Source organism: Leifsonia sp. EB34 (assembly GCF_041260585.1).
Classification (GTDB): Bacteria; Actinomycetota; Actinomycetes; order Actinomycetales; family Microbacteriaceae; genus Leifsonia.
Map to the genome: position 1 here is coordinate 1,261,582 of NZ_JBGCCV010000002.1, position 21,376 is coordinate 1,282,957.

The 21,376-nt window shown below is 71.6% G+C and carries 19 protein-coding genes and 1 tRNA gene; 7 read left to right on the plus strand and 13 right to left on the minus strand.

What is annotated here, in order from left to right:
* Positions 1–18: 18 nt before the first annotated feature.
* The 5 genes from ABIA36_RS15450 to ABIA36_RS15470 all read right to left on the minus strand — a co-directional run bounded on the left by ABIA36_RS15450 (position 19) and on the right by ABIA36_RS15470 (position 7,025).
* The gene (locus ABIA36_RS15450; RefSeq protein WP_369963419.1) at positions 19–1,353 is read right to left on the minus strand and encodes a M1 family metallopeptidase; all 1,335 of its coding nucleotides are present in this window, start codon (positions 1,351–1,353) and stop codon (positions 19–21) included.
* Positions 1,350–5,327, minus strand: a complete 3,978-nt coding sequence (locus ABIA36_RS15455; protein WP_369963421.1) for a Pls/PosA family non-ribosomal peptide synthetase — start codon at positions 5,325–5,327, stop codon at positions 1,350–1,352. The genes ABIA36_RS15450 and ABIA36_RS15455 overlap by 4 nt, the downstream gene beginning before the upstream one ends.
* A 41-nt stretch (positions 5,328–5,368) precedes the next feature.
* Positions 5,369–5,755: a hypothetical protein gene (locus ABIA36_RS15460; protein ID WP_369963423.1), complete on the minus strand. Its 387-nt coding sequence runs from the start codon at positions 5,753–5,755 to the stop codon at positions 5,369–5,371.
* Positions 5,756–5,820: 65 nt separating this feature from the next.
* Positions 5,821–6,315 (minus strand): NUDIX domain-containing protein, encoded by a 495-nt coding sequence (locus tag ABIA36_RS15465; RefSeq protein WP_369963424.1) that lies wholly within the window; start codon positions 6,313–6,315, stop codon positions 5,821–5,823.
* Positions 6,315–7,025, minus strand: a complete 711-nt coding sequence (locus tag ABIA36_RS15470) for a potassium channel family protein (protein ID WP_369963425.1) — start codon at positions 7,023–7,025, stop codon at positions 6,315–6,317. Before ABIA36_RS15470 ends, ABIA36_RS15465 begins: the two co-directional genes overlap by 1 nt.
* Positions 7,026–7,118: 93 nt before the next feature.
* Here ABIA36_RS15470 and ABIA36_RS15475 point away from each other — a divergent pair, with 93 nt between their 5' ends.
* Positions 7,119–7,577: an NUDIX domain-containing protein gene (locus tag ABIA36_RS15475; protein WP_369963426.1), complete on the plus strand. Its 459-nt coding sequence runs from the start codon at positions 7,119–7,121 to the stop codon at positions 7,575–7,577.
* A 14-nt stretch (positions 7,578–7,591) separates the two neighbouring features.
* On the opposite strand, the gene ABIA36_RS15480 is transcribed toward ABIA36_RS15475, so the two are convergent.
* Positions 7,592–7,927, minus strand: a complete 336-nt coding sequence (locus ABIA36_RS15480; RefSeq protein ID WP_369963427.1) for a hypothetical protein — start codon at positions 7,925–7,927, stop codon at positions 7,592–7,594.
* A 107-nt stretch (positions 7,928–8,034) separates the two neighbouring features.
* Between ABIA36_RS15480 and ABIA36_RS15485 the strand changes: the two genes are divergently transcribed.
* Positions 8,035–9,714 carry a bifunctional 3'-5' exonuclease/DNA polymerase gene (locus ABIA36_RS15485; protein ID WP_369963428.1) on the plus strand — a complete coding sequence of 560 codons (1,680 nt, stop codon included), beginning with the start codon at positions 8,035–8,037 and terminating at the stop codon, positions 9,712–9,714.
* An 82-nt stretch (positions 9,715–9,796) separates the two neighbouring features.
* The gene (locus tag ABIA36_RS15490; RefSeq protein ID WP_369963429.1) at positions 9,797–10,639 is read left to right on the plus strand and encodes a DUF1684 domain-containing protein; all 843 of its coding nucleotides are present in this window, start codon (positions 9,797–9,799) and stop codon (positions 10,637–10,639) included.
* A gap of 44 nt (positions 10,640–10,683) precedes the next feature.
* Here ABIA36_RS15490 and ABIA36_RS15495 read toward each other — a convergent pair whose 3' ends face one another.
* Positions 10,684–11,250, minus strand: coding sequence for a PadR family transcriptional regulator (locus ABIA36_RS15495; RefSeq protein ID WP_369963430.1), 567 nt, complete (start codon positions 11,248–11,250; stop codon positions 10,684–10,686).
* Between the two features lie 166 nt (positions 11,251–11,416).
* Between ABIA36_RS15495 and ABIA36_RS15500 the strand changes: the two genes are divergently transcribed.
* Complete coding sequence (locus ABIA36_RS15500) at positions 11,417–11,920, plus strand: DUF3145 domain-containing protein (protein WP_369963431.1); 504 nt, start codon at positions 11,417–11,419, stop codon at positions 11,918–11,920.
* Positions 11,921–12,080: 160 nt separating this feature from the next.
* On the opposite strand, the gene ABIA36_RS15505 is transcribed toward ABIA36_RS15500, so the two are convergent.
* The 6 genes from ABIA36_RS15505 to aceE all read right to left on the minus strand — a co-directional run bounded on the left by ABIA36_RS15505 (position 12,081) and on the right by aceE (position 19,715).
* Complete coding sequence (locus ABIA36_RS15505) at positions 12,081–13,316, minus strand: beta-ketoacyl synthase (RefSeq protein ID WP_369963432.1); 1,236 nt, start codon at positions 13,314–13,316, stop codon at positions 12,081–12,083.
* Positions 13,317–13,430: 114 nt separating this feature from the next.
* Positions 13,431–13,682, minus strand: a complete 252-nt coding sequence (locus ABIA36_RS15510) for an acyl carrier protein (protein WP_021765217.1) — start codon at positions 13,680–13,682, stop codon at positions 13,431–13,433.
* A gap of 56 nt (positions 13,683–13,738) precedes the next feature.
* Complete coding sequence (locus ABIA36_RS15515) at positions 13,739–14,743, minus strand: beta-ketoacyl-ACP synthase III (RefSeq protein WP_369963433.1); 1,005 nt, start codon at positions 14,741–14,743, stop codon at positions 13,739–13,741.
* A 13-nt stretch (positions 14,744–14,756) separates the two neighbouring features.
* A complete protein-coding gene (locus ABIA36_RS15520) occupies positions 14,757–15,677 on the minus strand; it encodes an ACP S-malonyltransferase (protein WP_369963434.1) in 921 nt (306 codons plus the stop codon).
* A 93-nt stretch (positions 15,678–15,770) separates the two neighbouring features.
* Positions 15,771–16,979 (minus strand): PucR family transcriptional regulator, encoded by a 1,209-nt coding sequence (locus ABIA36_RS15525; RefSeq protein WP_369963435.1) that lies wholly within the window; start codon positions 16,977–16,979, stop codon positions 15,771–15,773.
* A 9-nt stretch (positions 16,980–16,988) separates the two neighbouring features.
* A complete protein-coding gene (aceE, locus tag ABIA36_RS15530) occupies positions 16,989–19,715 on the minus strand; it encodes a pyruvate dehydrogenase (acetyl-transferring), homodimeric type (RefSeq protein ID WP_369963436.1) in 2,727 nt (908 codons plus the stop codon).
* 215 nt (positions 19,716–19,930) lie between these two features.
* Between aceE and ABIA36_RS15535 the strand changes: the two genes are divergently transcribed.
* The 3 genes from ABIA36_RS15535 (at position 19,931) to ABIA36_RS15545 (ending at position 21,328) form a co-directional block, all read left to right on the plus strand.
* Entirely contained in the window at positions 19,931–20,401 is a 471-nt protein-coding gene (locus tag ABIA36_RS15535; RefSeq protein WP_369963437.1) for a peroxiredoxin, read from the plus strand.
* Positions 20,402–20,432: 31 nt separating this feature from the next.
* Positions 20,433–20,505, plus strand: a tRNA-Val gene (locus ABIA36_RS15540).
* Between the two features lie 70 nt (positions 20,506–20,575).
* The gene (locus ABIA36_RS15545; RefSeq protein WP_369963438.1) at positions 20,576–21,328 is read left to right on the plus strand and encodes a methyltransferase; all 753 of its coding nucleotides are present in this window, start codon (positions 20,576–20,578) and stop codon (positions 21,326–21,328) included.
* The last annotated feature ends 48 nt before the right edge of the window (positions 21,329–21,376 follow it).

The following is a 21,376-nucleotide window of genomic DNA, read 5'->3' on the forward strand; positions in this document are numbered from 1 at the left end:
AGACGCGCCTGCTGTCGCTCAGTCGCTGAGCGACGGCAGGCGCGTTTCGCGCAGCCACGCGTCGAAGAACTCGTCCAGCGGCTCGTCCGAGAACCCGGCCGCGAACGCCTCGAAGTCCGCCGTCGACGCCGTGCCGTAGCGGTGTTCGGCCGACCAGCCGCGCAGCAGCTCGAAGAACGTGCCGTCGCCGAGCTTCCGGCGCAGCGCGTGCAGGAGGCACGCTCCGCGCTTGTAGACCCGGTCGTCGAACATGCTGTCGACGCCGGGGTCGCCGAGCACCAGGTCCTTCGGTTTCACGCGCAGGACGGCGTGGTGGGTGCGCGCGAGGGTGTTGGCGCTGGGTCCGCCGGAGAACTCCGACCAGATCCACTCGGCGTAGCAGGCGAAGCCCTCGTTCAGCCAGATGTCGCCCCAGCCTGCGACGCCGACGCTGTTGCCGAACCACTGGTGGGCGAGCTCGTGCGCGATCAGCCGCTCCGAGCCGCCTCGGCCGTCGACGTGCGACGAGCCGAAGGTGGCCATGCCCTGCGACTCGAGCGGGATTTCCAGCGGGTCCTCGGTCACCACGACCGTGTACGACGGGAACGGGTACGGCCCGAAGCGCTCCTGGAAGCACTCGATCATCCGGCCGACCGGGGCGAAGTCCGCCAGCACTCGGCGGGCTAGGGCCGGGGGATACGCGATCACCCACTCCACGCCGTCGGTACGCCTCGGCTCCAGAACGTAGCGGCCGATCTGCACCGCGGCGAGGTAGGTGGCCGTCGGCTCCGGACGCTCGAACGTCCAGGTGCCGCGGCCTCCGCTGACGCTGTGGCCGGTGAGCTCGCCGGTGGCGAGGACCGTGTACGGCTGCTCGGTGGTGACGGTGATCCGGTACGCGGCCTTGTCGGAGGGCCGGTCGTTGCACGGGAACCAGGTCGGCGCGCCGGAGGGCTGCGCGGCCACGATTACCCCGTCGGTCAGCTCCTCCCAGCCGAGGGTGCCCCAGCGCGTCCGGCGCGGGGCGGGGGAGCCGTCGTACGCGACCTCGAGGACGAACTCCGTGCCGGCATCGAGTGGCCGGGCCGGCACCACCCGCAGATGTGTGGGGGACTGGGTGAAGCGGGTGCGTTTGTCGCCGTCCAGCTTGACCCGCTTGGCGCGCAGGTGGACGAGGTCGAGGGAGATCGCCGTGAGCCGCTCGTTCGCACGGCCCCGGATGACCGCGGTCGCGTCCAGGCGGTTGGTCGTCACCTTGTACGACAGGTCGAGGTCGTAGGAGAGCACCGAGAAGTCGACGGTGCCGGAGCGCGGCAGGTAGACGTGGGCGGCGGCCGGGAGGGCGGCCTCGGCGTCGAAGGGTGCGGTGCTCATCGCACCGCACGGTACTCGCGTACCACCACGTCCCGCCACGGGCCGATCGGGTTCCCGCTCCACCGGCTGCGGTCGGGCACCGTCTCGCCGCGCATCACCAGGGAGGCCGGTCCGACCGTGGCGTCGGAGCCGATCGCGGCCGCCGGCAGGATGACGCTGTGCGGGCCGAGGGTCCCGCCGCGCTCGATGATCACCCGGTCCATGCTCATGATTCGATCATGGAACAGGTGCGTCTGCACGACGCAGCCCCGGTTGACGGTGGACGCGTCGCCCAGCTCGACCAGGTCGGCCTCCGGCAGCCAGTAGCTGTCGATCCACACGCCGTGGCCGATGCGCGCGCCGAGGCTGCGCAGCCACCAGACCAGCGCGGGCGTTCCCGCCGCCGCCCAGGCGAACCAGGGCGCCGCGACCATCTCGGTGAACGTGTCCGACACCTCGCTGCGCCAGATGAACGACGACCACAGCGGATGCTCGCCCGGCTTCAGCCTCCCGAGCAGCGCCCACTTCGCCGCGGTGCTGACGATCGCTGCGAGCGCGCCGGCGACCATCAGCACGGGACCGCTCAAGACGACCGTCCAGCCGACCCCCAGGCCCTCGGAGAGCGCCGCGAGGACCAGCAGCACCGCGAGCCCGACGGCACAGGTCACGAAAACCGGCACGATGCGCACCAGCTCCCAGGCGGCACGCGCGACGCGCAGGGCGGCCGGGGGCTCGAAGGTGCGGGAGAGGTCCGCGTCCTGCGCGCGCCGCCGGAGCTTCACCGGGGGCGAGCCGAGCCACGACGTCCCCGCCTTCGCCTTGCGCGGGGCGACGGACAGCACCGCGACCAGGCCGTCCCTCGGCACCCGGTTGCCGCCCCCGGCCATCCCCGAGTTGCCGAGGAACGCGCGGGTGCCGATCTCCGCCTCCGCGACGCGCACGTAGCCGCCGCCGAGCTCGTAGGAGGCGACCAGGGTGTCGTCGGCGAGGAACGCGCCGTCGCGGATCCGAGTCATCGCCGGCAGCAGGAGCACGGTCGAGGCCTCCACGTCGCGCCCTACGCGGGCGCCGAGCATGCGCAGCCACACCGGCGTGAACAGGCTGGAGTAGAGCGGGAAGAGCAGCGTCCTCGCCATGTCGAGCAGCCGCTCGGTCGACCAGACCTGCCATCCGACGCGGCTGCGCACCGGGAAGACGCCCTCCGGCAGGCCGAGCCCGAGCAGGCGCACCAGCACGACCACGGCGCCCGCCAGCACGACACCCGCCGCGAGCGTCGCCGGAACCAGTGCGGCGGCGACGCCGGGGAGGGCACCGGCGATCGTGGCCGCGCCGCGCGTGAACGCCACCACGATCAGACCGCCGACGCCGAGCGCGACCACCGGGAGGAGCGAGACGACCAGCGAGGACGCCGCATACGCCACGACCCAGCGGGTCCGCCGCGGCGGCCGCTCGGCGGGCCACCACTCGCGCGCCTTGCCGACGCGGACGGCGGGGGAGCCCGCCCAGTTCTGCCCGGCGGGCACCCGGCCGAACACGGCCGACCCCGGAGCGACGGTCGCGCCCCTGCCGATCTTCGCGCCCGGCATGAGCGAGCTGCGCGCGCCGACCGCGCTCCCGGCGCCGATGCGGATCTCGCCGATGCGGACGAGGTCCCCGTCGATCCAGTACCCGGCCAGGTCGACCTCCGGCTCGATGGCGGCTCCGGCGCCGACCCGCAGCATCCCGGTGACGGGCGGCAGCGTGTGGAGGTCGACGCCGCGGTCGATCGTCGCGCCGAGCGCCCGCGCGTAGTAGCTGATCCAGGGCGCGCCGGCGAGACTGGCGGCGCCGATCTGGTGGGCCACCTGCTCGGCGAGCCACAGCCGCAGGTGCACCCCGCCGCCGCGCGGGTAGTCTCCGGCCTTCACGCCGAGCAGCAGCAGCCGCGCTGCGGCCACCGCGATGGCCATCCGGCCCCACGGCGTCACGAAGACGACCAGCCCGACGATCAGCCAGACGACGTTCACGTCCGGCAGGAACCCGAACCCGTCGAACGGCCGGAGGATGGCGGCGGCGGTGAGCAGGTAGAGCAGCCAGCGGATGCCGTTCAGGATGAACAGCGGCACGCCGAGGACGGTCTGGAGCACCTGCATCCGTCTCGGGGTCGGCGGGACGACGTGCGTGGAGGCGGCGGAGGCCGACGGCGAGCTCTCCGCGAGCGCGTCCGCGAGCGAGCCGAAGCGCGGGTGCGCGTAGATGTCGGCGACGGTGATGTCCGGGTGCCGCCTGCGCACGAGCGACACGAGCTGCGCGGCGGCGAGCGAGCCGCCGCCGAGGTCGAAGAAGTTGTCGTCCAGGCTGCCCACCGGCAGGCCGAGCACGCTCCGCCAGTCCGCGGCGAGCAGCTCGGAGACGGGGTCCAGGACCGGCGCGTCCTCGTCGACCTCCGCCAGCGGCCAGGGGAGGGCCGCGCGGTCGACCTTGCCGGACGTGCGGACCGGGAGCTCGTCGACCACCGCCAGCAGCGGCACGAGGGCGGCGGGCAGCTCCGCGCGCAGCTCCGCCAGCGCCGCACGCCGGTCGAAGGACGCGCGCTCCGGGACGGCGAGGTAGCCGACCAGCACGTCGTTGCCCGCCGAGCTGCGCCGCACCGCCGCGGCGGCCCCAGAGACACCGGGGAGCTGCTGGAGGGCGGCCTCCACCTCGCCGAGCTCGATGCGACGGCCGCCCACCTTCACCTGGTCGTCGGCGCGGCCGAGGTAGAACAGGCCGGCCGGGTCGAACCGCACCAGGTCGCCGCTGCGGTAGGCGCGCTGCCAGCCGAGCGAGGGGAGCGGCGCGTACTTCTCGGCGTCCTTCGCTGGGTCGAGATAGCGGGCGAGGCCGACGCCGCCGATGATGAGCTCGCCGGACTCGCCGTTGGCGACGGGCGTCCCGTCCGGGCCGACGACCGCGAGGTCCCAGCCGTCGAGCGGGAGGCCGATCCGCACCGGCTCGCCCGCGGCGAGGAGGCTCGCACAGGCGACGACGGTCGCCTCGGTCGGGCCGTAGGTGTTCCAGACCTCGCGGCCCTCCACCGCGAGCCGGTTGACCAGCTCGGGCGGGCAGGACTCGCCGCCGAAGATCAGCAGCCGGACGGTGTCGAGGGCGTCGGTCGGCCAGAGCGCGGCGAGGGTCGGCACGGTCGAGACGACGGTGATGCGCCGCGCGGCCAACCACGGGCCGAGGTCCATGCCGGTGCGCACCAGCGAGCGCGGGGCGGGCACCAGGCAGGCGCCGTGGCCCCAGGCGAGCCACATCTCCTCGCAGGAGGCGTCGAACGCCACCGAGAGCCCGGCGAGCACCCGGTCGCCCGGCCCGATCGGCTCGTCCCGCAGGAACAGCCGCGACTCCGCGTCCACGAACGCCGCCGCCGAGCGGTGCCGCACAGCCACACCCTTCGGGGTGCCGGTCGAGCCGGAGGTGAAGATGATCCAGGCGTCGTCCTCGGGCGTCGGCGGGTCGACGACCGGGAGGCCGGAGGCGCTGGGGTGGGGTTCGAGCCCGATCACCGCGAGCGGTCCGGCCGCGGCGGCGACGGCGTCCACCGCGACGGCGTCCGCGCCGTCGTCCGCCACAGCCGTGGCGAGGTAGCCGTCGTCCGTGATGACACCGCGCACCTCCGCCTCGCCGAAGACCAGGTCGGCGCGCTCCTGCGGGTCGTCGGCGTCCACCGGCACGTAGGCGGCGCCCGCGGCGAGCACGCCCAGGATCGCCAGGTAGAGGTCCCGGCTGCCGGAGGTCATCCGCACGCCGACGCGGTCGCCGCGGCGCACTCCGGCCTCCCGCAGCCGCGCGGCGGTCGCCAGCACGCGCGCGAGCAGTTCGCGGTAGCTCAGCGCCCCGCGGGCGTCCTCGATCGCCGAGCCCTGGGGGTTGGCGGCGGCCGACTCCCGCAGGATGTCGATCAGTGTCCGCGGCGCGGGCGCGCGGTCCAGCGCCGAGAGGATCGCAGGCTCGGCGGTGGTGTCAGTCACGGCGGCAACCGTAGAAGCAGCCGGTTACCGGCTGGTGAACATCAGCCCTCGCCGAGCGCGTGCAGGAGCTGCGCCTTGTTCATCCGGGAGTAGCCCTGGATGCCCTGCGCCTTCGCTCGGTCGCGCAGGTCGCGGAAGGTCGGGATGCCCGTGCTCGCCGCCGGCGCCGACGCCGCCACGCGGGCCCGCTCGCGGGCGGTCCGAGCCTTCTCCTTGGCCTCCTTCGCCGCCGCCTCGGCGGTCTTGCGGGCGCGCTGGGAGGCCTTCTTCGCCTCTTTCGCGGCCTGTTCGAGCGCGGCCTCGAGCTCGTCGGCCTCCTTGCGGGCCTTCTTGTCGAGCTTCTTGACCAGCCGCTGCGCCTCGTCGACTGCGGCTCTCGCGGTGATCAGGGCCCTCTCGGCGTCCTTCTCCGCCTTCTTCTTCGCCACCTGCTCCTCCTTCGTCCCGTCCGGCACGTGCAGCCAACGATACGACCGGAGGGGTGCCCTGCGCGCTAGTCGGATCCGGATTCGCCCAGGGTTCGCTGCAGTGCGTCCAGAATGGGCCGCTGCCCTTTCGCGAGCTTCGCGCGCGCGTCGCCGATCGGGTACCACCCGGCGTCGTCGACTTCGGGGAACGTGCGGACGACGCCGGAGCGCGGCGGCCACTCCAGCTCGAACTCGTTGCTCGCGAGCTCGATGGGGCCGAAGTCCGCCTCCGCCGCGAACACCACGAAGGTCTTGCCCGACGCGCGGAAGTCGCCCAGCGGGACATACACGGCGTCGGGGGAGGCCGTGCCCATCTCCTCGGCGAACTCCCGCCGGGCCGCCGCGAGCTCATCCACATCACCGTTCGAATCCACGTCATTGGCTTCGACCAGCCCCTTCGGCAGCGTCCACGCGCCCTCGTCCTTGCGCGCCCAGTACGGGCCGCCCATGTGCGCGATCCACACCTCCCGGCCGGCCGGCCCGCGGCGGTGCAGCAGGATCGCCGCGCTGCGCACCGCCATCAGGCCGACTTCTCATCGAGGAGCGACTTGAGCTCCGATATCTGCTTCGACAGGTCCCGGATCTGCCCGCGGGTGGCCGCACGCATGTCGATCTCGGTCTGCGCGACCCGCTCGACGATCCAGGAGGCGAGCGTCGCCGTCACGATGCCGAGCGTCGCGATGCCGCCGATCATCAGGCCGACCGCGACCAGCTTGCCCACCTCGGTGACCGGCACGTAGTCGCCGTAGCCGACCGTGGAGATGGTCTCGAAGGACCACCAGATGGCCTGGGGGAAGGTCTCGATGCGCGCGTGCGGCATCCCGCGCTCCGCGTCCAGCGCCGCCAGCGCGGCCGTGAAGATCAGGAGGCTTCCCGCGCCGACGACGTAGACGATCACCCGCCCTCGGAACGCCGCGCCCGCGCTGCGCTGCAGGATGGCGAGGATCGTCACCAGCCGCAGCAGCCGCAGCGGCCGCAGCATCGGCAGCACGACGATGGCCAGATCGAACAGGTGCGTGTAGAACCAGCGCCAGCGCTGTGGGGCGAGGATCAGGCACACGAAGTAGTCGAGCAGGAAGACGGCCCAGGTGATCCAGATCACGGTCTCCGCGACGACGAGCTGCGGCCCGTGGAGGTCGCCGATGACCTCCCAGGCGTAGGCGACGAGGAACACCGCGGCGGCCGCGGTGAGAGGCCACTCGGTGAGGTGGCGCCAGCGTTGGAGTGTCATGACCACACAGTAGGACCGTCCTGCCGAAACCGTCAGGCGGCGAGAACCGTCATCCGGCGTCACCGGTCTGGGCCGTGCGGCTAACGTGGAGACGTGAACTCCGGCGACGCATGGGTGGAAGGTCCGAACGGCGAGCGCTTCTGGGGCCGCTTCGGCGCCGCTGGCCTGCTCGTCCACGACCTGAGGCGCGGCGTGCTGCTCCAGCACCGCGCGGACTGGAGCCACTTCGGGGGAACCTGGGGCCTCCCGGGCGGCGCGCGGCACGAGGGCGAGACCGCCGTGGAGGGCGCGCTGCGCGAGGCCGCGGAGGAGGCGGCGGTGCCCGCGGACGCCGTGCAGGTGCTGTTCGAGAGCGTCGTCGACCTGGGCTTCTGGTCATACACGACCGTGGTCGCTCAGGCGGTGCGCGCGTTCGAGCCGCACATGGCCGATGTGGAGAGCATCGAGCTGCGCTGGGTGTCGGTGCCGGAGGTCGCGGACCTGCCGCTGCACCCCGGGTTCGGCGCGGCGTGGCCCGAACTGCGGTCGCGGCTGGCGGCGCTGGGGGGCTGATGCCGGCCGACGGCTCAGGAGGCGATGCGCGGCCAGAGCATCGCGGGAGCGACGTCCTCGCAGCCGTCCGGCAGGCCCAGGTACGGGCCGGCTCCGGGGTAGGGCGCCTGTCCGGGGTAGCCGGGCGCGCCGGGATATCCCGGGTTTCCGCGGTAGGGGTGGTCGTCGTCCACGAAGAGACGGTCGCCGTGCACGGTGCCGAGGTAGGAGCCGCCCGGCGTCACCGCTACGTCGTCGGACCACGGGAACCAGCCGATCCAGTCGCCCTCCGCGTTGAACAGCCAGCGGGACTGCGGATCGGGCCGGAAGGCGATCCAGATTCCCTGGGAGTCGTGCAGATACTCTGTCATCGTCGCTCGCCTTTCGGGTCGGCATCGCAATTAACTGACGTTTGCTCACTATAGCCCCAGTTTTGTCAATCGCATGGTGTGTCGTCCGCCGCAGGCAGAATTGAGGAGTGCATCTGCTCCTCGACCGCGTCGCCCCCGGGCGCGTCGCGGTCATCCGTCCGGACGGCGACGCCGCTGGGCACATGGAGCTCGCCGAGGCCGACCTGCCGGAGTTCGTCCGCCGCGAGGAGGCGGCGTCGCATCCCCGCTGGGTCTGGGACGACACCCGCGGCTGGTACCCGCGGCTGCTGCGCTCCGGCGTCCGTGTCGAGCGCTGCGTGGACCTGCGGCTCAGCCACGCGATCCTGCGCGCCTCGGCGCTCAGCGCGGGCTCCACGCTCGCGACGGCCCCTGCCGGGCCGTGGGACGCCCTCCGCCTGCTGGAGGAGGAGCCGGAACCGTCCGCGGGCGCCGCGACGCTCTTCGACCTCGACCATCCGGCCGAGACCGCACGACCCTCCATCGAGGCGGAGTTCGCCGCGCAGCGGGAGGCCGTCGCCGGCAGCGCGGAGCCCGGCCGCCTCCGCCTGCTGCTCGCCGCCGAGTCCGCCGGTGCGCTCATCGCCGCCGAGATGCAGCACGCGGGCCTGCCGTACAGCGTCGAGCGGCACGACGAACTGCTGCGCGCCGTCCTCGGTCCGCGCCCGCGCTCCGGACGGCCGGAGGCGCTCGAGACCTTGGCGGCGCAGATCCGCACGGCTCTGGAGGCGCCCGACCTGAACCCGGACAGCGCGCCGGAGCTCCTCAAGGCGCTGCAACGCGCGGGGCTGATGGTGACCTCGACCCGCTCCTGGGAGCTGCGCGAGCTCGACCATCCCGCGATCCCGGCCGTCCTGACGTACAAGAAGCTCGCCCGGCTGCACGCCGCGAACGGCTGGAGCTGGCTCGACGCGTGGGTGCGCGACGGGCGGTTCCGGCCCGACTACATCCCCGGCGGCGTCGTCACCGGGCGCTGGGCCACGCGCGGGGGCGGCGCCCTCCAGCTCCCCAAGGAGGTCCGCGGCGCGGTCGTCGCCGACCCGGGCTGGAAGCTCGTGGTCGCCGACGCCGCCCAGCTGGAGCCGCGCATCCTCACCGGCCTCGCGGGCGACACCGCGATGGCCGAGGCCGGCCGCGGTCGCGACCTCTACGCGGGCATCGTCGCGAGCGGCGCCGTCGAGGAGCGCGCCCAGGCCAAGGTCGCCATGCTCGGCGCCATGTACGGCGCGACGACAGGCGAGAGCGGGCGACTGATGCCGCGGCTGGCACGCGCGTACCCGCGGGCCGTGCGGCTGGTGGAGGACGCGGCGCGCACGGGGGAGCGCGGCGACATCGTCACCTCCCGGCTCGGGCGCAGCTCCCCGAAGCCGGGCGGGAGCTGGCAGGCCACCCAGTCGGCGGCCTCCGGAGCCGACTCGACGCCCGCCGAGGAACGCCGGGCGCGCAGCCAGGCCCGCGACTGGGGCCGCTTCACGCGCAACTTCGTCGTGCAGGCCAGCGCCGCCGAGTGGGCGCTGTGCTGGATGGCCGAACTGCGCAACCGGCTCGCCCGGCTGACCCCGGAGGGCGGCGCCGTCACCGCCGGCCCGCACCTGGTGTACTTCCTGCACGACGAGGTCATCGTGCACACGCCCGCGGAGTCGGCGGAGGCCGTCGCCGCCGAGGTCCGGGCGTCGGCCGCCGCCGCGGGACGGCTGCTCTTCGGCGCGTTCCCGGTCGACTTCCCGGTCACCACCGCGGTGGTCGACAGCTACGGCGAGGCGAAGTGACGACACACCGCCCGGCACGTGGTGGGGAATGGGGGAGTGTCGCGCGTGGTTGCACCCCTCGACCTGACAGAGGATGGAGACCATGACCGACACCGCAGCCCCCGCCGATCCCGACGCCGTCCTCGACCGCTACCACGCCCGCCGCGCACAGGCCGTCACGGCCCCGCAGGGCAACCTGGCGCTCGTGAACACGCAGTGGATCACCGGTGAGCCGGACTCCGAGCAGCCGGTCTGGGGTGTCCCCGGCCTCTGGTCGCCGCTGCCGGCCGGCCAGTCCGGCCTCAAGGTCACGGCCGCTGCGACCGACAACATCTTCGTCGACGAGGTGCTGGTCGACGGCTCGGCGATCGTGCGCGGCAAGGACGACCCGAACCCGGGCGCCATCCGCTTCAGCGACACCGTCACCGGCTTCGTCATCGCCAACGAGCAGGGCGAGTACGCGCTGCGGGTCTGGGACGCCCAGTCGGAGGACATCCAGAAGTTCGGCTCGATCGACGCGTTCCCGTTCAACCCCGAGTGGATCATCACGGCGACGTTCTCGCCGATCGAGGGCGGCAAGACGGTCGGCTTCGAGCACCTCAAGGACGACGGCGCGACCCGGGACATGGTCATCCCGGGCGAGATCACCTTCAGCAAGGACGGCGTCGACTACAACCTCGCCGCCTTCAAGGCGGGACGCGCGCTGCAGCTCGTCTTCTCGGACACCACCAACGGTGAGAGCACCTACTCCGTCGGCCGGTTCCTGTTCGTGGTCCCGAACGAGGACGGCACGGTCACGCTCGACTTCAACCTCGCCGTGCTGCCGCCGTGCGCGTTCAGCTACAACTTCAACTGCCCGCTGCCTCCCGCGCAGAACCGTTTCGCGGTGCCGATCGAGGCCGGCGAGAAGAACGTCCTGGACAAGGACGGCAACCTCCTCCACTGACCTCCCGGCAGCCCTGTGATGTTCGGTCCAGGGCGGTGGCGGGTTCAGTCGAGGGCGGCGGCGGGCTTCCGGCCGCGGCGGGGACGCTCGGGGCAGCGCGGCTGCACCAGGGCGCCCGGGTGCGCGGCCAGGGCCTTGGCCACCTCGTCCAGCCACTCGATCGCTGCACGGGCGCCGAGCTCCGCGGCCCGGTTGGCCGCCAGCAGCGCGCGGGAGTCCGCCTCGTGCGTGAGCTCGCGGATGCGCTCTTCGAACGCCGCCCGGTAGTCGGCGACGACCGCCTCGGCGTCCGCGCCCTCCAGCGACGCGGCGACGAGCACCTGGTCCTGCATCTCGTCCCAGTCCGGCCTCGCGTCCCTCGGACCGGAGGACAGCCAGGCCGCCGCCTCCTCGGCGCCGGCCGCCGTGAGCCGGTAGAGCGGGAGGCCGTCGTCGGTCTCGCCCGCTGACTCGATCAGCCCCTGCTCGGTCATCCGGTCGAGCGTGGAGTAGACCTGCCCGGCGTTGAGCTGGCGGCGGTTGGCCGCCCGCAGGAGGAACTCGTTCTGGAGCTGCGAGCCGTAGGCGGGGCCCTGGGTCAGCACCGCGAGGAAACCATACTGGACCGACATACCCGGTATGCTATTCCGCTCGTCGTCCGGCGGGGCAGAGGAATCGCCTAATCACAATCTTGTAACTCGGGCGCGTTGTCCGGCATAATCGCCGTAGTCAACTTCATAGGTGTCATGGCACTCGTTCGCGGTCGTAGGGGAAGACGTACCGACGAAGGAGGAAACCATGACGGCTCACGCAGCCCGAGGAGTGCTCTACGTGCATTCCTCTCCCAGCGCGCTCTGCCCGCACATCGAGTGGGCGGCAGGACGCGCCCTCGGTCACGCCGTCAACTTCACCTGGGAGACGCAGCCGGTGCTGAAGGGCGCCCAGCGCGCGGAGTTCTTCTGGGAGGGCCCCCGGGGCACCGGCGCGCGCCTGGCGACGGCGCTGCGCGGCTGGGAGCACCTGCGCTACGAGGTGACGGAGGACGCCGGACTCGGCACCGACGGCGGCCGCTGGATGCACACCCCCGATCTCGGCATCTTCTTCGTCCAGACCGACACCGCGGGCAACACGGTCGTGCCGGAGGACCGCATCCGCTACGCAATGGAGGTCGCCGGCTCGAACCCGCTCGAACTGCACCGCGAGCTGCGGCTCGCGCTCGGGCAGGCGTGGGACGACGAACTCGAGCCCTTCCGCCGCGCCCACGACGACACCTCGGTCATCTGGCTGCACAAGGTCGGCTGACCTCCGAACGACTCCCGCGACGGGCCAGGCCCGGCCGTCCGCACGCGGTGAACAGAAGAAGGCCCCGGTCCTGCGACCGGGGCCTTCTTCACGCCGCCCAAACGTGAGTAATCGCGGAAATCGACGATGCGATTCCCGCGATTACTCACGTTTCGCGCGGTTAGACCGAGCGGACCGCCAGGACGGCGTTGTGGCCGCCGAAGCCGAACGAGTTGCTGATCGCGAGCTGGGGGCCGTCGCCGAGCGGCTGCGGCTCGGAGGAGACCTTGAGCGGGATCGCCGGGTCCATCTCGGTGATGTTGATCGTCGGCGGGGCGACGCGGTCGCGCAGCGCGAAGATCGTGAACACGGCCTCCAGCGCGCCGGTGCCGCCGAGTAGGTGACCGGTCGACGCCTTGGTCGCCGACACCGGGATGTCGTGCACCCGCTCCCCGAACACCTCGCGCAGCGCGACGTACTCGGACGGGTCGCCGACCGGCGTGCTGGTGGCGTGCGCGTTGATGTGGGTGACCTCGTCGGGGGAGACGCCGGCCTGCTCGAGCGCCATGCGCACGGCACGGCTCGCGCCGCGGCCCTCGGGGTCGTTCGCGGTGATGTGGTACGAGTCGGCCGTCACGCCGCCGCCGACGATCTCCGCGTAGATGTGCGCGCCGCGGGCGAGCGCGTGCTCCTCGGTCTCCAGGACCAGGCTGGCGGCTCCCTCGCCCATGACGAAGCCGTCGCGGTCGACGCTGTACGGGCGGGAGGCGGTCGCCGGGTCGTCGTTGCGGCGGGACAGCGCCTGCATGGAGGCGAACGACGCGATCGTGATCGGGTGGATGGCGGACTCGGTGCCGCCGGCGATGACGACGTCGGCGAGCCCGGCCTGGAGGTGCTCGTACGCGTTGACGAGCGACTCCGTGCTCGACGCGCAGGCGGAGGCGACGGTGCGCGCGAACGCGCGGGCCTCGAAGTGCATAGACACCGCGGCGGACGCGGCGTTGGGCATGAGCATCGGGACGGTCATCGGGAGGACGCGGCGGGGTCCGCGCTCGCGCAGGGTGTCCCAGGCGTCGAGGAGGGTCCACACGCCGCCGATGCCGGTGGCGTAGTCGACGCCGAGGCGCTCGGGGGCGACGTCGGGGGAGCCGGCGTCGGCCCAGGCCTCCATCGCCGAGACCAGGGCGAACTGGCTGGACGGGTCGAGCCGCTTGGCGGTCGGCCGGTCGAGGATGGTGTCGGGGCGCACGAGCGCCTCGGCGGCGAAAGTGACGGGCAGCTCCAGCTCGGCCACCCACTCGTGGGTGAGGCTGCGGGCACCCGATTTGCCGGCCAGCAGCGCGGCCCAGCTCTCGGGGGCGGTGCCACCGAGCGGGGAGGATGCGCCCACGCCGGTGACGACGATCTTCTTGGTCATAACGGCAACTCCGGGTAGTAGGAACAACGCGACAGAGCACAGAGCGCCGCCGCCCGCGCGGACGGGACCTCGCCGAGGGCCCGCCCGCGCGGAGGAAGTTTCTTCGTGCGGTGCTTAGGCGTCCTGCGCCTTGACGATGAACTCGACGGCGTCGCCCACGGTCTTCAGGTTCTTGACCTCTTCGTCCGGGATCTTCACGTCGAACTTGTCCTCGGCGTTGACCACGATGGTCATCATCGAGATCGAGTCGATGTCGAGGTCGTCGGTGAACGACTTGTCCAGCTCAACCGTGTCGGTCGCGATGCCGGTCTCGTCGTTGATGAGCTCGGCCAGGCCGGCGAGAACTTCTTCGGTGGACAATGCCATGGTGTTTTCTCCTTGAGGGGGTGTCGTTTTGACCGTTGATCAGTCTAGGGCAGGCCCTAGGGGAGCACGACGACCTGCGCGCCGAAGACCAGACCGGCGCCGAAGCCGATCTGGAGCGCGAGGCCGCCGGACAGTTCCGGGTGCTCCTGCAGGAGCCGGTGCGTGGCGAGCGGGATCGAGGCGGCCGACGTGTTGCCGGTGGTCTCGATGTCGCGGGCGATCGCGACGGTCTCCGGCAGCTTCAGCTGCTTAGCGAACTCGTCCACGATCCGCATGTTCGCCTGGTGCGGGATGAAGGCCGCGAGCTGGTCGGGCGTGACCCCGGCGGCGTCGAGCGCCTGCTTGGCGACCTTCGCCATCTCCCAGACCGCCCAGCGGAAGACGGTCTGGCCGTCCTGGCGCAGCGTCGGCCACGGCGCCTCGCCGTCGCGGAACTCGGTGAGGAGGCCGTCCATCCCGACCGCGCCGGCCTTGGAGCCGTCGGAGCCCCACACCGTCTTGGCGATGCCGGGGTACTCGCTGGGGCCGATGACGACGGCGCCCGCGCCGTCGCCGAGCAGGAACGAGATGGTGCGGTCGGTCGGGTCGACGACGTCGGAGAGCTTCTCGGCGCCGACGACGAGCGCGTAGTGCGCCTGGCCGGTGCGGATCAGCGCGTCGGCCTGGGCGACCGCGTAGGCGTAGCCGGCGCAGGCCGCGTTCATGTCGTAGGCGGCGGCGGGGTTGGCGCCGACGCGGTCGGCGAGCACGGCGGCGAGTGACGGGGTCTGCCGCGGGTTGGAGATCGTCGCGACGATCACGGCGTCGATCAGCTTCGGGTCGACGCCCGACTTCTCGATCGCCTCCTTCGACGCCTCGGTCGCCAGGTCGACGGCGTAGACGTCGTGGCTGGCCCGGGTGCGCGTGATGATGCCGGTGCGCTGCCGGATCCACTCGTCGGACGAGTCGATCGGTCCGACCAGCTCCTCGTTCGGGACAACGAGGTCGCCGCGGGCCGCGCCGATCGAGAGGATGCGGGTGTACTGCGGGCCGTGGGACTGCTGCAGGGTGGGGTGGGTCATGGCTGCGGTCCTCTCAGGCGGCCTGGTCGATGAGGTCGAACGCGGCGGGCAGGTCGTCGGGAGTCTTCACCGCGACGGCGGGGACCCCCTTCAGCCCGCGCTTGGCGAGGCCGACGAGCGCGCCGGCCGGGGCGACCTCGATGACGCCGGTGACACCGGCCTCCTGGAAGGCCGCCATGTCGAGGTCCCAGCGCACCGGCGAGGAGACCTGGCCGACGAGCAGGCGCACGAACTCGGCGCCGTCGGTGACCACGGAGCCGTCCTTGTTGGTCCAGAGCCGCAGCGTCGGGTCGTTCGTGGTCAGCGTCGCGGCGAAAGCCTCCAGCGCGGGCACCGCCGGCGCCATGTAGCGGGTGTGGAACGCGCCGGCGACCGCCAGCGGGATGACACGGGCGCGGGCCGGCGGCTCCTCGGCGAGCTTCGCCAGCGCGTCCAGGTCGCCCGCGACGACGATCTGGCCGCCACCGTTGTAGTTGGCGGGGAAGAGGCCCAGCGCGTCCAGCTTGGCGAGCAGTTCGTCCTCGTCGGCGCCGATCACGGCGCTCATACCCGTGCGCGCCTCGGCGGCGGCGCGGGCCATCGCGGCGCCGCGCTCCCGGACGAACGCGACCGCGTCGGTCTCGGAGAGCACACCGGCGCCGGCCGCGGCGGTCAGCTCGCCGACCGAGTGCCCGGCGATGCCGCCGATCTTCTCGCGGCGGCCATCCGCGAAGAGTGCGGAGAGGGTCAGGAGGCCGGCCGACACGATCAGCGGCTGCGCCACCGCGGTGTCGCGGATGGTGTCCGCGTCGCTCACTGTGCCGTGCGCGACGAGGTCGATGCCGACCGCGTCGGAGATACGGGTGAGCTGGTCACGGAACGACGGTTCGGTGAGCCACGGGTCGAGGAAGCCGGGGGTCTGGGAACCCTGTCCCGGGCACGCGATGACGATCACGGGTTCAAGTCTGCCAATCTTCCGCCGAGCGGATGTGTCGGATGTGGATGAACTATGCGTCGAAGCTTTGTGGATGTCTACAAGGACATGTGCTCAGTGCCGCCGCGGCGCGTCCGGCTCGTTGATCGAGCCCACGATCAGCGCCGCCTGCAGGATGAGCGCCTCCCTGGCCCCGGTGGCGTCCCAGCCGATGACCTCCGAGACGCGCTTGAGCCGGTAGCGCACCGTGTTGGGGTGCACGAACAGCTCGCGCGCGGTGGCCTCCAGCGAGCGACCGTTGTCCAGGTAGCACCACAGCGTCGTCAGGAGCTCGGTGGAGTACGCCTGCAGCGGCCGGTAGATGCGGCTGATCAGCGTCGCCCGCGCGAGCCCGTCGCCGGCGAGGGCGCGCTCGGGGAGCAGGTCGTCGGCGTGCACCGGGCGCGGGCAGTTGCGCCACGCCTTGGCGACCGCGAAACCGGCCAGCGCCGCCTTCGCACTCTTGGAGGCGTCCACCAGGCTCGCCACCTCGTGACCGAGCACGAGGTGACCGGGCCCGAAGCCCGGTTCGAGCTGCTGGGCGATCTCCAGGAAGCTGACCGCCGGGGCTGCGCCGATCGACTCCTCGCCATTGCCGTCCGCCGGTACGGCGCGGCCGATGACGAGCACCAGCCGGCTGCCCTGCACGCCGATCAGCACGTCCGCCGACATGTGCCGGGCGGTGCGGCGGAGCTGGTCGACGTCGAGCATCTTGGGGGCGGTGCCCACCAGGACGCTCACCTCGCCGTGGCCGTGCCAGCCGAGCGCCGCGATCCGGCTGGGCAGCTCGTCGTCGTACTCGCCGGTGAGGATGCTGTCGACCACCAGGGCCTCCAGCCGCGCGTCCCAGAGGCCGCGCGCCTCGGCGGCGCGCGCGTACACGTCGGCCGCGGCGAAGGCGATCTCGCGCGAGTACAGGAGGATGGCCTCCTTGAGCGCCTCGTTGCCGCCGCTCTTCACGCGCTCCTCGACCACCTCCACGGTGATCTTGATGAGCTGCAGGGTCTGCTGCAGGCTGACGCTCCGGAGCAGCTCACGGGGAGCCGCCCCGAAGACGTCGGCCGCGATCCACGGCGTCGACCGCGGGTCGTCGAACCACGAGATGAACGAGGAGATGCCCGCCTGGGCGACCAGGCCGACCGCGCTGCGGCGGCCGGGGGGCATGTCCCGGTACCAGGGGAGCGTGTCCTCCAGCCGCTTCAGCGTGGTCGTGGCGAGTTCGCCCGAGATCTTGCGCAACCACGCAAGCGTCTCGGACTTCGTCCGCTCCGGTGTCGTCGGCACGGGCCCGGTTTAGGACTCGCCGCCCGCGGTGCCGGTGGTGCCGGCGTTCACGTCGTGCAGCAGGTACTTCTCGATCGCCCAGGCCGGTGCGTTCGGGTCCACCTTGCCCTGCTCAGCGAGCAGTTCCAGGGTGCGGACCACGATCGACGGGCCGTCGATCTTGAAGAACCGGCGCGCGGCGGCGCGGGTGTCGGAGAAGCCGAAGTCGTCGGCGCCGAGCGTGGCGTACTCACCCGGCACGAACTGACGGATCTGGTCCGGAACGGCGTGCATGTAGTCGGTCGCGGCGACGAACGGACCCTCGGCGCCCTGCAGCTTGCGGGTGACGTACGGCACCTGCTTCTCCTGCTGCGGGTAGAGGAAGTTGTGCTCCTCCGCCGCCAGGCCGTCGCGGCGCAGCTCACCCCACGAGGTGACGCTCCACACGTCGGCCGACACGCCCCAGTCCTGCGCGAGCAGGTGCTGGGCCTCCAGCGCCCACGGCACCGAGACGCCGGACGCGAGGAGCTGGGCCTTCGGGCCGCCGGTCTCGCCGTCGCGAAGCTTGTGGATGCCACGGATGATTCCGTCGACGTCCACGTTCTCCGGCTCGGCTGGCTGGACGATTGGCTCGTTGTAGACCGTCAGGTAGTACATGACGTTGGGGTTCGGGTGCGACTCGCCGTACATCCGCTCCAGGCCCGAGCGGACGATGTGCCCGATCTCGTAGCCGTAGGCCGGGTCGTAGGCGATGACGGCCGGGTTGGTCGACGCGAGCAGCAGCGAGTGGCCGTCGGCGTGCTGCAGGCCCTCGCCGGTCAGCGTGGTGCGGCCGGCGGTGGCGCCGATCATGAAGCCGCGCGCCATCTGGTCGCCCGCGGCCCACATGGCGTCGCCGGTGCGCTGGAAGCCGAACATCGAGTAGAAGACGTAGACCGGGATGAGCGGCTCGCCCTGCGTCGAGTACGACGTGCCCACGTTGGTGAACGCCGCGAGGGCGCCCGCCTCGTTGATGCCGACGTGGATGATCTGGCCCTGCGGGCTCTCCTTGTAGGCCAGGAGCAGCTCGCGGTCGACCGAGGTGTAGTGCTGGCCGTTCGGGTTGTAGATCTTCGCGTTCGGGAAGAACGCGTCCATGCCGAAGGTGCGTGCCTCGTCCGGGATGATCGGGACGATCCGGTGACCGAAGTCCTTCGCCCGCAGGAGGTCCTTCAGCAGGCGGACGAACGCCATCGTGGTGGCGATCTCCTGCGTGCCGGAGCCCTTCTTGGAGATGGCGTAGGCCGAGTCGTCCGGGAGGTTCAGCGGCGTGTACTTGACCCGGCGCTCGGGGACGTAGCCGCCGAGCGCGCGGCGGCGCTCGTGCAGGTACTGGATGGCCTCGTCGTCCGGCCCCGGGTTGTAGTACGGCGGCAGGTACGGGTTCTCCTCGAGCTGCGCGTCGGTGACCGGGATGCGCATGGCGTCGCGGAACGTCTTGAGGTTGTCCAGCGTCATCTTCTTCATCTGGTGGGTCGCGTTGCGGCCCTCGAAGGACGGACCGAGGCCGTAGCCCTTGATGGTCTTGGCGATGATGACGGTGGGCTGGCCCTTGTGCTCGACGGCCGCCTTGAAGGCCGCGTAGACCTTGCGGTAGTCGTGGCCGCCGCGCTTGAGGCCCCAGACCTCGTCGTCGGTGTAGTCCTTGACGAGCTCCAGCGTGCGCGGGTCGCGGCCGAAGAAGTTCTCGCGCACGTAGGCGCCGTTCTCGGTCTTGTAGGTCTGGTAGTCGCCGTCCGGCGTCTGGTTCATCAGGTTGACCAGGGCGCCGTCGGTGTCGCGGGCGAGCAGGTCGTCCCACTCCCGGCCCCAGATCACCTTGATGACGTTCCAGCCGGCGCCGCGGAAGTAGCTCTCCAGCTCCTGGATGATCTTGCCGTTGCCGCGCACCGGGCCGTCGAGGCGCTGGAGGTTCGCGTTGATGACGAAGGTCAGGTTGTCGAGCTTCTCGTTCGCCGCCACCTGGAGCTGGCCGCGCGACTCCACCTCGTCCATCTCGCCGTCGCCGAGGAACGCCCAGACGTGCTGGTCGGAGGCGTCCTTGATGCCGCGGTTGGTGAGGTACTTGTTGAGCTGCGCCTGGTAGATGGCGTTGATCGGGCCGAGGCCCATCGACACCGTCGGGAACTGCCAGAACTCGGGCATGAGCCGCGGGTGCGGGTACGACGACAGGCCGCCGCCGGCGTGCGACTTCTCCTGGCGGAAGCCGTCGAGCTGGTCGGCGCTGAGCCGGCCCTCGAGGAAGGCGCGGGCGTAGGTGCCGGGGGAGGCGTGGCCCTGCACGAAGATCTGGTCGCCGCCACCCGGGTGGTCCTGACCGCGGAAGAAGTGGTTGAAGCCGACCTCGTACAGGGCGGCGCTCGACGCGTACGTCGAGATGTGGCCGCCGACGGCGATGCCGGGGCGCTGCGCGCGGTGCACGAGGATGGCCGCGTTCCAGCGGATCCAGGCGCGGTAGCGGCGCTCGATCTCCTCGTCGCCGGGGAAGTCCGGCTCGTTCTCGGGGGAGATGGTGTTGATGTAGTCGGTGGTCGGCACCATCGGCACGCCGAGGTGCAGTTCCTTCGAGCGCTTCAGCAGGCTCAGCATGATCTCGCGAGCGCGCTCATGGCCGTGTGCCGCAACCAGTGCGTCGAGGGACTCGCGCCATTCGGCGGTCTCCTCGGGGTCCGAATCGATGTTATTCACCGAGTACGGGTCCTGGTCGTTTACAGTCACCCTCGACCTCTTTCTTGTGTCGGATGGATCGTGGAAGGCGCGCATCCGCTTGTCGGGTCACGACAAATCTGCGGGCACCATCGTTCAGCCTAGCCGCAACTCACGGGCACCGGTGACCGTCCATCGGTTGGCGCATCCCGCTGCCGGGGCTATGCTGTGTCCTCGTGCGCCGGCCGGGTGGATCATCCCCGGAGCGCGTGAAAGGACACTGTCACATGGCTCTGGAGAACCTCACCCAGGCACCCGACTTCGAACTGCTCGACCAGCACGGCCGCGCTGTGCGGCTCAGCGACTTCCGCGGCTCCAAGGCGGTGGCGCTCGTCTTCTTCCCGCTGGCCTTCTCCGGCACCTGCACAGGCGAGCTCTGCGCGCTGCGCGACAACCTGGCGATGTTCCAGGACCACCGGGTGGAGCTGCTGGCGATCTCCGTGGACTCCAAGTACACGCTGCGCGCGTGGGCCGAGCAGGAGGGCTACGACTTCAGCCTGCTGGCCGACTTCTGGCCGCACGGCGAGATCGCCAAGGAGTACGGGGTGTTCCTGCCGGAGAAGGGGTTCGCCAACCGCGCGACGTTCCTGATCGACGAGACCGGCATCATCCGCGCGTCGTTCATCACGGCGCCGGGGGAGGCCCGCTCCATCGAGGCGTACCGGGCGGCGCTGGAGCTGCTGCCGGCCCACGTCTGAGCCTCCCGCCCGCTAGGCTGGAGAACATCCAGGGCCTTTAGCTCAGCTGGTAGAGCGCCACGTTTACACCGTGGATGTCGTCGGTTCGATCCCGGCAGGGCCCACCCTTAGCGCGTTCGTCGTCGGTTCGATGCAGCACCGCGAGGCAGGGCCCACTCCAATAGACTCCCACCCATGCCGCCCGGCCCGTATCGCTGGTTCGTCGTCGCGGAGCTCGTGCTCGCGGCCGTGACCTTCGTCGCGCTGCTGTTCGTCGTCGCACCCTACGGCGGTCGCCACGGTCGCCCCGGCTGGGGCCCGACCGTCCCGGCCCGCGTCGGCTGGATCGTGATGGAGGCGCCCGCGAGCCTCGTCTTCCTCGCCTTCTACCTGCTCGGCGCGCACCGCACGGACCTGGTGCCGCTGCTCTTCCTGCTGCTCTGGCAGGCGCACTACGTCCAGCGCGCCTTCGTCTACCCGCTGCTCATGCGCTCCGGCTCCCGGATGCCGGTGCTCGTGATGCTGCTGGCCATCCTGTTCAACCTGCTCAACGCGTGGGTGAACGCGCGCTGGGTCTCCGAGTACGGCGATTACCCGGTGTCGTGGCTGGGCGATGCGCGGTTCTGGATCGGCGTGGCCCTGTTCGCCGCCGGTTACGCGCTCAACGTCGGGTCCGACCGCATCCTGCGGCGGCTGCGCCGTGCGGGCGGCGGCTACCGCATCCCGTATGGCGGCGGGTTCCGGTTCGTCTCCAGCCCCAACTACCTCGGCGAGATGGTGGAGTGGACCGGCTGGGCCGTCGCCACCTGGTCCGTGGCCGGGCTCGCGTTCGCTCTTTACACCGTCGCGAACCTCGCGCCGCGGGCGATGGCCAACCACCGCTGGTACCGGGAGACCTTCCCCGACTACCCGCCAGACCGCCGTGCTCTGGTGCCGTACCTGCTGTGACGCCGGACCCGTTGTCGGAGGCCCGCCGTACCGTTGCGGTGTGCCGTA

Bases quoted from the DNA above. Each gene is read 5' to 3' on its own strand.
- ABIA36_RS15535 (WP_369963437.1), top strand. From the start codon at position 19,931: ATGGCTCTGGAGAACCTCACCCAGGCACCCGACTTCGAACTGCTCGAC.
- ABIA36_RS15480 (WP_369963427.1), bottom strand. From the start codon at position 7,927: ATGACAGAGTATCTGCACGACTCCCAGGGAATCTGGATCGCCTTCCGG.
- ABIA36_RS15545 (WP_369963438.1), top strand. From the start codon at position 20,576: ATGCCGCCCGGCCCGTATCGCTGGTTCGTCGTCGCGGAGCTCGTGCTC.
- ABIA36_RS15515 (WP_369963433.1), bottom strand. From the start codon at position 14,743: ATGACCCACCCCACCCTGCAGCAGTCCCACGGCCCGCAGTACACCCGC.
- ABIA36_RS15490 (WP_369963429.1), top strand. From the start codon at position 9,797: ATGACCGACACCGCAGCCCCCGCCGATCCCGACGCCGTCCTCGACCGC.
- ABIA36_RS15495 (WP_369963430.1), bottom strand. From the start codon at position 11,250: ATGTCGGTCCAGTATGGTTTCCTCGCGGTGCTGACCCAGGGCCCCGCC.
- ABIA36_RS15465 (WP_369963424.1), bottom strand. From the start codon at position 6,315: ATGGCGGTGCGCAGCGCGGCGATCCTGCTGCACCGCCGCGGGCCGGCC.
- ABIA36_RS15505 (WP_369963432.1), bottom strand. From the start codon at position 13,316: ATGACCAAGAAGATCGTCGTCACCGGCGTGGGCGCATCCTCCCCGCTC.
- ABIA36_RS15510 (WP_021765217.1), bottom strand. From the start codon at position 13,682: ATGGCATTGTCCACCGAAGAAGTTCTCGCCGGCCTGGCCGAGCTCATC.
- ABIA36_RS15470 (WP_369963425.1), bottom strand. From the start codon at position 7,025: ATGACACTCCAACGCTGGCGCCACCTCACCGAGTGGCCTCTCACCGCG.
- ABIA36_RS15450 (WP_369963419.1), bottom strand. From the start codon at position 1,353: ATGAGCACCGCACCCTTCGACGCCGAGGCCGCCCTCCCGGCCGCCGCC.
- ABIA36_RS15500 (WP_369963431.1), top strand. From the start codon at position 11,417: ATGACGGCTCACGCAGCCCGAGGAGTGCTCTACGTGCATTCCTCTCCC.